The sequence below is a fragment of the Bradyrhizobium sp. HKCCYLRH3061 genome, from assembly GCF_051168015.1.
Classification (GTDB): Bacteria; Pseudomonadota; Alphaproteobacteria; order Rhizobiales; family Xanthobacteraceae; genus Bradyrhizobium.
In genome coordinates this window covers 178,779-190,180 of sequence record NZ_JBNPUE010000015.1, presented here as the reverse complement: position 1 = coordinate 190,180, position 11,402 = coordinate 178,779, and the positions used below count along the sequence as shown (strand labels likewise).

Genomic DNA, 11,402 nt, shown 5'->3' with positions numbered 1-11,402 from the left:
CAAAAACCCACAACAGTTGAGCCTCGCAATATGCGGAAGCTGAACCGGACAGCCGTGGGTCAAGCCCGGCCATGACGACGGAGAGGATCGTGCCCAACATGGCGCCGGAGACTTCAAAACACCGCGTGGTCGCCGCGCTCGGCCGTGGCCTCGCCGCGGATCAGCTTCGCGTAGTAGTCGAACAGCGTCTCCGAACCCGTCGACGGCGTGGCGTCGGCGTCGTAGCGGCCGGTGGCGGGGTCGAGCACCAGCATGGATTCGGTGGCGTAGTAGCGGCCGATGCGGGCGAGCTCCGCCTTGTCGGCGAGCGACGGCACGACCCGACCGGCAAGATCGAGCCCGCGGATGACGACGTCGAGCAGCGCCACCGGGACGTGGCGGATGTGCGGCTTGCGTCCGAGCAGCGCGAACAGATGCTCGCCCTGCTCCAGCGGCGTGATGGCCGGTCCGGGGCCGCCGATTGGCAGCACGCGATTCCAGCAGCTCTCGTCATCGAGGCAGCCGGCCAAGTAGTCGCCGAGATCGGCGTCGCTGATCGGCTTGCACGCGGTGAGACGGCCATCGCCGAACACGAGATATGGCCGGCCCTGTCTGACACGCTCGACCTGCCCGGACAGCGACTTGAAGAACGCGGTGGGACGAACGATCGAATGGATCAGGCCCTGCTCCATCAGATGCGCTTCGAACGCCAGCTTGGCCTGCTGAAACGCCAGCAGCGGCTTCTGCACGCAGATGGCAGACAGCATTACGAAGTGCGTCACGCCTGCATTGCGGCCGGCCTCCAGCACGTTCACATGAGCCTGGTGGTCGACCGCCCAGGCATCGCGCGGCACACCGGTCCGCGATGCCATGCAGGACACCACGGCGTCGAAATGCTCGCCGCGAAAGCCGTCCCGCGCCAGCGAGACGGGATCGGTGACGTCGCCCGTTCTGACGGTGGCACCCTGGACCCGCACGGCGTCCTGGCGCGGACGGACGAAGCAGACCACCTCATGCCCCCGCGCGACCAGCGCACGCACGGTGGCGCGGCCGATCGTTCCCGTCGCGCCGAGCATGAAGACACGGCGCGGACCAGACGAAGGGACGACGATAGGAGAGGTCATCGGCTGAGGCGAAACTCTGGAAACCGTCCCAATCTATATCACCGCCTGCCCTTGCGCGGCGTCGAGACTGCCACGGGAATTCTCGTCATGCCCGGGCCCGTCCCGGCCATCCACGTCGTCCGGCGTGTGCGGTGCTACGTGGATGGCCGGGACGAGCCCGGCCATGACGGGTCGAAAGAGCTGAGCGCATCCCGACGCCCTAGCGTTGCTCGCGACCTGCCGTGCCGTTGTCCGAACGCCTCTCCACGCTCCGCGAATCCCTCACTCCGCCACGCGCGGGGTCTTCTCCAGGATCAGCGTGTGGATGCCGCAGGTGCCGCTGTAGAGGCTCATCACCCGTGTGCCGGGCTTGCGCCCAACTCTGGGCTCGGAGACCTGCAGGCCGGCGGCGAGCAGCCGCGCGCGCGTGGCATCGATGTCGGCGACGCGCCAGCTCAGGCCCCACAGCTTGTCATGGGCCTTGTCGTTGCCGGCGACCGGCCGCTTCACCACCTCGACGATCAGGTCGCCGCAGCGGAAGAACATCAACTGCCCCCATTCCTGATGGCTGCGGTCGAGCGCCATGTCGAGGCCGAGCCGGGCGCCGTAGAGCGCGGCGGCGCGTTCGGGATCCTCGGTCGAGATCACGATATGGTCGAGGCCGAGCACGGCCGTATCGGCGGTCTTGGCGGACGGCGGACGTGGCTCGGCAAGCTCGAGGAAGAACATGCGCACGCCACGCGTGAGATCGGTCATCGCGCGGGTGCGCTTCCAATGCAGCGTCCGGCCCGAGATGCGGTCGGTGTTGTCGACCTCGGCAATCGGATCCGGCTTCAGCGCGACCCGCTCGAGCCGCCGATGCATCTTGCCGATATCGCCGGTGGCAAAGCAGATGCTGGCGAGCCCCTCTCCCCAGATCTTGATGACGTTGCGGATGCGGTCGGCGGCGGGGCTCTCCCCCGCCGGCGCCATCAGCTCCAGGCTCATGTTGTCGAGCGTGAACAGGACGCGGTCGGCGCCCTCGCCCGAATTCTGCCAGGACGGCTTGCGCGCCAGCAGCGTCTCGAACGCGGCGCTGCCGGCCTGGATGTCCTGCAGCAGGACGACGACGTGGTCGAGCCCGGTGATCACGGAAACAGCCCTCGCGAGTTCTTGGCGTTGCGCACCTTCTCCACCCCGATCGCCATCGCCGCGGTCCGGTGCGAGATGTCGTCGGCCTTGGCGCGCGCCAGCATGCGCTCGAAGGCGCGGTCGAGGATCTGGTACTCCCTGCGCATCACCTCCTCTTCCTCCCAGAACAGCTGCTGCAGATCCTGCACCCATTCGAAGTAGCTGACGATGACGCCGCCGGAATTGCAGAGAATGTCGGGAATGAGGAAGATCTCCTTGCGGCGCTGCTCCAGCACGAGATCGGCATCCGGCGTGGTCGGACCGTTGGCGGCTTCCGCGATCACCCGGCATTTCAGATGCGCCGCCACCTTGGCGTCGATCACGCGCTCGACGGCCGCCGGCACGAGGATGTCACAGGCCAGGGTCAGTATCTGGTGTGGATCGAAGGCGAGTTCGGTGGAGAAGCCCGCAATGCTGCCGTGCCTGGTCGCATGCTCCATCAGCGCCGGGATGTCGAGGCCACGCGGATCATGGAGGGCGCCAGTGTGATCGCTGACCGCAATCACCTTCATGCCCATCTGGTGGAAGCCGAGCGCGGCGTAGGAGCCGACATTGCCGAAGCCCTGCACTACGGCCGTGGACGTGGTCGGGTCGATGCCCAGCTCATCCATCACCCGCCGCGACACATGGGCGACGCCGCGGCCGGTCGCCTCGCGGCGGCCGAGCGTGCCGCCGGAGAACACCGGCTTGCCGGTGACGATCTCGGTCACGGTCTGGCCCTGGTACATCGAATACGTGTCCATGAACCAGGCCATCACCTGCTCATTGGTGCCCATGTCGGGCGCCATCACGTCGGTATGCGGGCCGACGAACGGGATCATCTCCTGCATGTAGCGGCGCGACAGCGATTCGAGCTCGCGCTTCGACAGCTTGGAGAGATCGACGTTGATGCCGCCCTTGGCGCCGCCATAGGGCAAGCCGACCAGCGCGCATTTCCAGCTCATCCAGATCGCGAGCGCGGCGACCTCGCCAATGTCGACCGTCGGGGCGAACCGCGTGCCGCCCTTGGTCGGCCCCATCGTCAGCAGATGCTGGACCCGGTAGCCTTCATAGACCGAGATTGTGCCATCATCCTTGTGGATCGGACACGAGACGGTGATCGCCCGCTTCGGCAACAGCAGCCGGTCCCGCTCGTCGGCTGGGATGCCAAGATGGTCGGCGATCACGTTGAACTGATTGGTGGCCATCTCGAACACCGGACCCGCATAGACAGTCATATTCCACTCCCGAATCTGCGTTTCTGCAGGCCGGCAACCATAGCGCGACCCGCGCGCCGGCGGCAGGGGGCCACCGGTAGCAGACGGCCGATCTCAACCACCAAGGTGACGATTTGACGAAGAATTTCAGCGTTGATCCGCTTTGACCGCTTGCTAATCTGCGGCGCCGGGGCCGCGACCACCCCTTGAGTGAGACAAAAATGGCAATGCAGGCCCTCTTCATCGGACAGACCTACATCGACGTGACGTTCATTACCGACCACATGCCGACGGGGGACGAGAAGCATGTGGCGTCCGACTATGCCGTCTCGTTCGGCGGCAATGCGGTGACTGCGGCTTTTTGCTGCGCCAAGCTCGGCATCGTGCCCGACCTGATCGCGACCGTCGCGAATGACTGGCTCGGGCGGATGTTCCAGGACATGACCGCGAAATACGGCATCTCCGTGCATCCCCGGAAGGTCAATGCCTCCTCGTTGTCCTTCATCATGCCGAAGGACGGCAAGCGCGCCATCGTGCGCTGCCGCGACGACGCGCATATCCACCCGTTCCCGCTGCTCAATCTCGGCAATTGCAGGGCGCTGCATGTCGACGGCCACCAGCCCGACGCCGCGTTGCATTATGCCAAGCTGTGCCGCGAGGCCGGCATCCTGACCTCGCTCGACGGCGGCGGCCTGCGCACCAACACCCATGAGCTCCTGGAATATATCGACGTCGCGATCGTGGCCGAGCGGCTGTGCGAGCAGATGGACCTCACGCCGGAGAAGATGCTCGACTACCTGAAGAGCCGCGGCTGCCGCATCGGCGGCGTGACCCAGGGCGAGAAGGGCCTGCTCTGGTATGACGAGGTCGGCGCGGTGCATACGCTGCCCGCCTATCCGATCCCGCGCGAGCGCGTGATCGACACCAACGGCGCCGGCGACGTCTTCCATGGCGCCTATGTGTATTCGTATCTGGCCGATCCGGCGAAGGGCTGGAAGGAGCATTTCGAGTTCGCCCGCGCGGCCTCGACGTTCAAGATCCAGAAGCTCGGCAACGAGGCCGGCCTGCCGACGCTCGCCGATATCGAGCTGGTCCGGCAGGAATTCGAGGCGCGCGTCTAGCGGTTGTGGGGAGCAGGCGGATGGGGCGGGTCGTCGTCGCCGGCAGCATCAACATGGACGTGGTGGCGGCGGCCGAGCGCCATCCGCGCATCGGCGAGACCGTCGCCGGCCGGTCGGTGATGTACTTCCCGGGCGGCAAGGGAGCGAACCAGGCGGTGTCGGCGGCCAAGCTCGGCGCGCCGACCACGCTGATCGGCCGGCTCGGCCGCGACGCCTTCGGCGAGCAGCTGCGCGCCTTCCTCGCCGGCCAGGGCATCGACCTCGCCGCGGTCAAGGACAGCGCGGACGCGTCGACCGGCACCGCGATCATCACGCTGGCCAACGCCGACAACACGATCGTGGTGATCCCGGGCGCCAATGCCGAGGTCAGCGCTGACGATGTGGCGCAGATTGCGTTGACAACGGGCGACGTGGCGGTGAGCCAGTTCGAGATCCCGCAGGCGACCATCGCCGCCTTCTTCCAGCGCGCGAAGGCCGCCGGCGCCACCACGATCCTCAACCCCGCCCCCGCCAGCGCCTTTGGCCGCGAGCTGTTCGCGCTGGTCGACGTCCTCGTGCTCAACGAAAGCGAGCTCGGCTTCCTGGCCGGCATCGAGCTTGGCGACGCGCCGACGCCGCGGCAGGCGAACGCGGCGGTGCTTGCGCTCAAGCCTCGCGACGACCAGACGGTCTGCGTCACGCTCGGCGCGCGTGGCGCGGTCGCGGTCTCTGGTGCCGAGGCAAGGCTGGTCGAAGGCCGCGCGGTCAAGGCTGTCGACACCACGGGCGCCGGCGACTGCTTCGTCGGCGCGCTGGCGGCGCGACTGTCGCAGGGCGCGGCGATCGCGGATGCGATCGCCTACGCCAACGCTGCGGCGTCGATCTCGGTGCAGCGGATGGGCGCCGGCCCGTCGATGCCCACTGCCGAGGAGGTGCGCGCGCTGCTCTAGGCGAGAGCGCTCTTCAGGTCGAAGCTGGAATCAGCGGCCTTGGCTGCATCCAAGGTGCCGCCCGCAGCAAGCAACTTGCGGCCGAACATATGGTCGCCGGCGCGGTTGACCGACTCGATGCCGACCAGCCGGCCCTCTTTGTAACAGAATGCGGAGAATGCCTTTTGCGCCGGATCCCCGCGCAGCACGACCTGGTCATAGCCCGTGGTGAGCCCCGCGATCTGGAGCTTGTCATTGCCCTGATCGCTCCAGAACCACGGCTGCCCGTCATAGGGCTTGACGTCGCCCGTCAGCCGCGCCGCGACGCAGCGGGCATGATCGGTGGCGTTCTGCACCGACTCCAGCCGCAGAGTCCCGCCGAAGCGCTGGCTGGCGAACAGCGCGCAATCGCCGATCGCCGAGATGTGCGGATCGCTGGTCAGCAGATACTCGTCGACCACGATGCCGGAGGCGACCTGCAATCCCGCCTCGGCGGCGAGCTCGACATTCGGCAGCACGCCGACGCCGACCACGACGAGATCGGCGGGGATGTGCCGACCATCGCTGAGGCTGACGCCGGTGACCTTGTTGCCGTCGGCCTCGATGCTGGTGGCCTGCACGCAGAGATGAATCCGCACGCCGGCTTCCGCATGCTGCTTCTGGAAGTAGTCCGAGATTTCCGCGGTCACGGCCCGCGCCATCACCCGCGCGCCGAGCTCGAGCACGTCGACCTCGAGGCCCTTGTTCCGCGCCGTCGCCGCGAATTCGAGACCGATGAAGCCGGCGCCGATCACCACGGCCCGCTTGGCATCGGCGAGCAATCCTCGCAGCGCTTCGCTGTCATCGAGAATGCGCAGATAGCGCACGGCCGGGAGATTGGCATTGGGAATGTCGAGCAGCCGGTTGCGCGCGCCAGTCGCGAACACGAGGTGCCCATAGTCGAGCGTCCGACCGGAGGCGAGCAGCACCTTGCGCTGATCGCGCTGAACCGCGACGGCACGATCATAGACGAGATCGATGGTCTGGTCCGCGTAGAACTTCTGCGGCCGAAACATCAGGGTCTCGGGACCGCCGGTGCCCTTGAGATAGGCCTTCGACAGCGGCGGGCGCTGATACGGCAGATGCGGTTCGTCGTTGATCAGGTGAATCGGATCGGCAAAGCCTGCCTGACGCAGCGAGGTCGCGAGCTGGAATCCCGCATGCCCCGCACCTACGATCACCACCGGTCCCTTCGTCACTGCGCGCTGCCCCATTCTGTCATTGTCCATGCCGACGGAACCGGGTTTTGGCAGACTTGCCCGGCATTGTCACCGGTCCCGCCGTGCGGTTTAAATGCGGCAACAAGAACCACGCCCGGGAGGTATGAATGTCGGACGCCGTAGCGGAACCTGCCCGCCTGAGCATCGAGGGTCCGATCGCGGCCATCACGCTCGACCGCCCGGCGGCGTTCAACGCCATCAACCTTGCGATTGCGAAGCGCTTGGAGCTGCTTGCGGCCCAAGTAGAGGCCGACAAGACCATCCGCGTGCTGATCCTGAAAGGCGAAGGCCGCGCCTTCTGCGCCGGCGGCGACCTGCAGACGATCGGCGCTGCCGCTGAGGCCAACGCCATCACGCCTGTCGTCAGCGAACTGCTGCATCACTACCATGCTTTCATCGCGAGCCTGCGGCGCATGCCCAAGATCGTGCTGGCGAGCGTGCACGGCTCCGCCGCCGGCGCAGGGATGTCGCTCGCCTTCGCCGCCGACCTCTGCATCGCCGCCGAGGACGCGCGCTTCACGCCGGCCTATGCCAAGCTCGGCGTGTCGCCCGACGGCGGCGGTACAGTTGGCATGGTCGCCACTGTGGGCATCAGGCGGGCGTTGCAGATCTTCCTGGCGGAGGACAGCTTCACGGCCGCGCAGGCCCATGAATGGGGCTTGGTCGCGAAAGTCGTCCCCGCCCCCGGGCTCGCTGCAGCCACCGAAGCGCTGGCGCAGCGACTGGCGCAGAACATGCCGGCGGGGATCGCTGCGACCAAGGCGCTGATCCATCGCGCACTGACCAGCTCGGTCGAAGACCAGCTGGCGGCCGAGCGGGATGCGATCATCAATTGCATGCACACCGACGAATTCCGCGCCGCCGTGAAGCGGTTCACCAGCAAGGGAAAGTAGGACTGCGCTCAACTCTTCCCTTTCCGGCGCATGAAATCGAAATCGCAGCCGTCGTCGGCCTGCAGGATCGTTGCATGGAAGAGATGCGCATAGCCGCGCTCGGCCCATTCGGGCGTTGCGGCTTGCTTCAGCGCAGCGCGACGCCGGTCCAACTCGGCGTCGTCGACCAGCAGGTCGATGCTGCGCTTTTCGACATCGAGCCGGATCATGTCGCCGCTCCGCACCAGCGCCAGCGGACCGCCGACGGCGGACTCCGGCGTGATGTGAAGGACGATGGTGCCGAACGCGGTGCCGCTCATGCGCGCATCGGAGATGCGCACCATGTCCTTGGTGCCGCCGCGCGCGAGCTTCTTCGGGATCGGCAGGTACCCCGCCTCCGGCATGCCTGGCGCGCCCTTGGGTCCGGCATTGCGCAACACCAGGACGTCGTCGGCCGAAACATCGAGAGCGGGATCATCGATCCGCAGGGTCATGTCCTCCACCGACTCGAACACGACGGCGCGCCCGGTATGTTGCAGCAGCTTCGGGCTCGCCGCCGAATGCTTGATGACTGCGCCGCGCGGCGCCAGATTGCCGCGCAGCACGGCAAGGCCGCCTTCCGGCTTGATCGCGTCATCGCGCGCGCGGATCACGTCCTGCCCGGGAACATCCTCCGCCGCAGCGACGATGTCGCGCAGCGACTGGCCGGTGATCGAGCGGCAATCGAGGTCGATGAGATCGCCGAGCTGCTTCATCAGCTTCGGCACGCCGCCGGCGTGATGGAAATGCTCCATGTAGTGATCGCCGGACGGCTTGAGGTCGACCAGCACCGGCACCTCGCGCCCGATGCAGTCGAACGCATCGAGGTCGATCCTGTGCGGCGTCCGGCCGGCGATGGCGGTGAGATGCACGAGCCCGTTGGTCGAGCCGCCGATCGCCTGCAGCACCACCTGGGCGTTCTTGAAGGCCGCCGGCGTCAGCAACTCGCTCGGCCTCGGCCCCTTCGTCTTGGCCATTTCCGCCGCGACCCGGCCGCTGGCCTCGGCCGAGCGGAAACGCTCGGCGTGGGGCGCCGGGATGGTCGCGCTCATCGGCAGGGACAGGCCGAGCGCCTCGGTGACGCAGGCCATGGTCGAGGCCGTGCCCATCACCATGCAGGTGCCGACCGAAGGCGCGAGCCGGCCGTTGACCGCATCGATCTCGCTGCCGTCCATCTCACCGGCGCGATACTTCGCCCAGAGACGTCGGCAATCGGTGCAGGCGCCGAGCACCTCGCCCTTGTGATGCCCGACCACCATCGGTCCGACCGGAATGACCACGGTCGGCAGATCGGCGGACACCGCGGCCATGATCTGCGCCGGCAAGGTCTTGTCGCAACCGCCGATGACGACAACGGCGTCCATCGGCTGCGCGCGGATCATCTCCTCGGTTTCCATCGCCATCAGGTTGCGCAGATACATCGAGGTCGGATGCGCAAAACTCTCGGCGATCGAGATGGTCGGAAACACGAACGGCATCGCGCCGGACAGCATGACGCCGCGCTTCACCGCTTCCAAAATCTGCGGCACGTTGCCATGGCAGGGATTGTAGTCGCTGTAGGTGTTGGTGATGCCGACGATCGGACGATCGAGCGCGTCATCGGAATAGCCGGCCGCCTTGATGAAGGCCTTGCGCAGGAACAGCGAGAATCCAGCATCGCCGTAAGCGGTCAGTCCCTTGCGCAGGCCGTCGGTCATGGTCTTCTTTTCTTTCGTTGCTCTGTCTCGTTATTCCGGGGCGCGCGAAGCGCGAACCCGGAATCCAGAAGTGGTTTAAACTCTCATGTCGAGATTCCGGGTTCGCGTCCTGCGGACGCGCCCCGGAATGCCGACCTTGGATCACCCCCAATCGATGATCCGGCTGGTGTCGCCATCGAACTCCGTGGTGCAGAACGCGCCGCCCTGGAAATAGTCCCCAATCGGATCGGCCGGCAGCTTGGCCTGCTCGGCCATGGCGTGCTCGCGGAAATCCTCGGCGCGGCCAGTCGGGCGGTAGCCGAGATCATAGGCGCGCTGGTTGTCCCACCAGGCGCGTTCATTGAGCGAGGCGCCGTACAGCACCTCGAAGTGGATGTCCGGATGCTCCAGGCCGATGCGGCAGAGCTGCACGAGATCCTCCGGCTTCAGCCAGATCGACAGACGGCGCTTGTCGAGCGGCTTGTCGCCGAAATTGCCGATGCGGAGGCACGTGACCTTCAGCCCGTGCTTGTCGGCATACAGAGACCCGAGCGCCTCGCCGAACACCTTGCTGACGCCGTAGCGGCCGTCGGGGCGCGGCTGCACGTCGTTGTCGATCTTGCGATGGCGCGGATAGAAGCCGACCGCGTGGTTCGACGACGCGAACACCACGCGCTTCACACCCTTGCGGCGGGCGGCCTCGAACAGGTTGTAGCCGCCGATGATGTTGGCCTGCAGGATGTCGCTCCACGGTCCTTCGACCGAGTAGCCGCCGAAATGGATGATGCCGTCGACGCCCTCGCACAGCGCCTCGACCTGGGACAGGTCGGCAAGATCGGCCGCCTTGAACGTCTCCTGGCTGGACAGATCCGCCGGCGGTCTGAGGTCGCTGAGCAGAAGGTCCGGATAGATCGGCGGCAGCAGCTTCCGCAAGGAAGTGCCGATTCCACCGCTCGCTCCGGTCATCAAGATACGTGGCATTTCATCCCTCTTGTTCGGCCCGCAGGTTTGCGGTCATTGCTCGGCGATGATAGCAGAGATCGTAACGGCGCAATAACAGGACCGGCCAAATGTCCGACGGAAACGCTCACGCGCAGGGCTTTCGCCCTGCCACCTTCTATCCCGATCCGGCGATCCAGGCGCTGGATCCGCGCTTCGAGAAATACTGGCTCAAGCTCTCCGCGGTCGAGCGGCTCGCCACCGGGCTGCGCTGGGCAGAGGGGCCGGTGTGGTTTGGCGACGGGCGCTATCTCCTCTGCAGCGATATTCCCAACCAGCGCATCCTCAAATGGGAGGAGGAGACCGGCGCGGTCTCGATCTTCCGCAAGCCCTCCAATTTCGCCAACGGCAACACCCGTGACCGGCAGGGACGGCTCGTCACCTGCGAGCATGGCGGCCGCCGCGTCACGCGCACCGAATACGACGGCTCGATCACCGTGCTGATGGATTCCTTCAACGGCAAGCGGCTGAACTCGCCGAACGACGTCGCGGTGAAGTCCGACGGCTCGATCTGGTTCACCGATCCGACCTTCGGCCTGCTCGGCAATTACGAGGGCTACAAGGCCGAGCCGGAGATCGACACCCACGTGTACCGGATCGACGCTGCCACCGGCCAAGCGACCATCGTCGCCGAAGGCGTGCTGGGGCCGAACGGGCTGTGCTTCTCGCCCGACGAATCCATCCTCTACATCGTCGAATCCCGCGGCGTGCCGACGCGCAAGATCCTCGCCTATGACGTCTCCGCCGACGGCACGACGCTCGCCAACAAGCGCGTCCACATCGATGCCGGCCCAGGCACGCCGGACGGCATGCGCTGCGACGTCGACGGCAATCTCTGGTGCGGCTGGGGCATGGGCTCGCCCGAGCTCGATGGCGTCATGGTGTTCGCGCCGGATGGCGCGCCGATCGGCCGCATCGCTTTGCCCGAGCGCTGCGCCAACGTCTGCTTCGGCGGCCTCAAGCGCAACCGCCTGTTCATGGCTGCCAGCCAGTCGATCTACGCACTCTACGTGAACACGCAGGGCGCGCTGGGGGGCTGACATCCGGTCCCGTAGGGTGGGCAAAGGCGCGGAGCGCCGT

10 protein-coding genes are annotated in these 11,402 nt (G+C 66.6%); 4 read left to right on the top strand and 6 right to left on the bottom strand.

Features of this window, described 5'->3' with window-relative positions; translation table 11 throughout:
- Positions 1-113 precede the first annotated feature (113 nt).
- The 3 genes from ACQR2C_RS23675 to ACQR2C_RS23665 form a co-directional block, all read right to left on the bottom strand.
- On the bottom strand, positions 114-1,055 hold the full coding sequence (locus ACQR2C_RS23675) for an NAD(P)H-binding protein (RefSeq protein ID WP_434882250.1): 942 nt from the start codon (positions 1,053-1,055) through the stop codon (positions 114-116).
- A 309-nt stretch (positions 1,056-1,364) separates the two neighbouring features.
- Positions 1,365-2,213 (bottom strand): VOC family protein, encoded by an 849-nt coding sequence (locus ACQR2C_RS23670; RefSeq protein ID WP_434882241.1) that lies wholly within the window; start codon positions 2,211-2,213, stop codon positions 1,365-1,367.
- Positions 2,210-3,469, bottom strand: a complete 1,260-nt coding sequence (locus tag ACQR2C_RS23665; RefSeq protein ID WP_315805861.1) for a Glu/Leu/Phe/Val family dehydrogenase — start codon at positions 3,467-3,469, stop codon at positions 2,210-2,212. Before ACQR2C_RS23665 ends, ACQR2C_RS23670 begins: the two co-directional genes overlap by 4 nt.
- 206 nt (positions 3,470-3,675) lie before the next feature.
- Here ACQR2C_RS23665 and ACQR2C_RS23660 point away from each other — a divergent pair, with 206 nt between their 5' ends.
- Together ACQR2C_RS23660 and rbsK are read left to right on the top strand one after the other, a co-directional pair.
- Entirely contained in the window at positions 3,676-4,569 is an 894-nt protein-coding gene (locus ACQR2C_RS23660; RefSeq protein ID WP_315805870.1) for a sugar kinase, read from the top strand.
- Positions 4,570-4,589: 20 nt separating this feature from the next.
- Positions 4,590-5,498, top strand: coding sequence for a ribokinase (gene rbsK / locus ACQR2C_RS23655; protein WP_434882240.1), 909 nt, complete (start codon positions 4,590-4,592; stop codon positions 5,496-5,498).
- Here rbsK and ACQR2C_RS23650 read toward each other — a convergent pair.
- Positions 5,495-6,730: an NAD(P)/FAD-dependent oxidoreductase gene (locus tag ACQR2C_RS23650; RefSeq protein ID WP_434882249.1), complete on the bottom strand. Its 1,236-nt coding sequence runs from the start codon at positions 6,728-6,730 to the stop codon at positions 5,495-5,497. The genes rbsK and ACQR2C_RS23650 overlap by 4 nt on opposite strands.
- Positions 6,731-6,843: 113 nt before the next feature.
- On the opposite strand from ACQR2C_RS23650, the gene ACQR2C_RS23645 reads away from it, so the two are divergent.
- Entirely contained in the window at positions 6,844-7,629 is a 786-nt protein-coding gene (locus ACQR2C_RS23645) for an enoyl-CoA hydratase/isomerase family protein (RefSeq protein ID WP_434882239.1), read from the top strand.
- An 8-nt stretch (positions 7,630-7,637) separates the two neighbouring features.
- On the opposite strand, the gene ACQR2C_RS23640 is transcribed toward ACQR2C_RS23645, so the two are convergent.
- The gene (locus ACQR2C_RS23640) at positions 7,638-9,344 is read right to left on the bottom strand and encodes an IlvD/Edd family dehydratase (RefSeq protein ID WP_434882238.1); all 1,707 of its coding nucleotides are present in this window, start codon (positions 9,342-9,344) and stop codon (positions 7,638-7,640) included.
- A 141-nt stretch (positions 9,345-9,485) separates the two neighbouring features.
- Complete coding sequence (locus ACQR2C_RS23635; RefSeq protein WP_315805865.1) at positions 9,486-10,304, bottom strand: NAD-dependent epimerase/dehydratase family protein; 819 nt, start codon at positions 10,302-10,304, stop codon at positions 9,486-9,488.
- Positions 10,305-10,393: 89 nt separating this feature from the next.
- Here ACQR2C_RS23635 and ACQR2C_RS23630 point away from each other — a divergent pair, with 89 nt between their 5' ends.
- Positions 10,394-11,362 (top strand): SMP-30/gluconolactonase/LRE family protein, encoded by a 969-nt coding sequence (locus tag ACQR2C_RS23630; protein WP_434882237.1) that lies wholly within the window; start codon positions 10,394-10,396, stop codon positions 11,360-11,362.
- Positions 11,363-11,402: the final 40 nt, after the last annotated feature.

Coding starts and splice junctions, on each gene's coding strand:
- ACQR2C_RS23665 (WP_315805861.1), bottom strand. CDS start 3,469: ATGACTGTCTATGCGGGTCCGGTGTTCGAGATGGCCACCAATCAGTTC.
- ACQR2C_RS23650 (WP_434882249.1), bottom strand. CDS start 6,730: ATGGGGCAGCGCGCAGTGACGAAGGGACCGGTGGTGATCGTAGGTGCG.
- rbsK (WP_434882240.1), top strand. CDS start 4,590: ATGGGGCGGGTCGTCGTCGCCGGCAGCATCAACATGGACGTGGTGGCG.
- ACQR2C_RS23645 (WP_434882239.1), top strand. CDS start 6,844: ATGTCGGACGCCGTAGCGGAACCTGCCCGCCTGAGCATCGAGGGTCCG.
- ACQR2C_RS23630 (WP_434882237.1), top strand. CDS start 10,394: ATGTCCGACGGAAACGCTCACGCGCAGGGCTTTCGCCCTGCCACCTTC.
- ACQR2C_RS23640 (WP_434882238.1), bottom strand. CDS start 9,344: ATGACCGACGGCCTGCGCAAGGGACTGACCGCTTACGGCGATGCTGGA.
- ACQR2C_RS23675 (WP_434882250.1), bottom strand. CDS start 1,055: ATGCTCGGCGCGACGGGAACGATCGGCCGCGCCACCGTGCGTGCGCTG.
- ACQR2C_RS23660 (WP_315805870.1), top strand. CDS start 3,676: ATGCAGGCCCTCTTCATCGGACAGACCTACATCGACGTGACGTTCATT.
- ACQR2C_RS23635 (WP_315805865.1), bottom strand. CDS start 10,304: ATGCCACGTATCTTGATGACCGGAGCGAGCGGTGGAATCGGCACTTCC.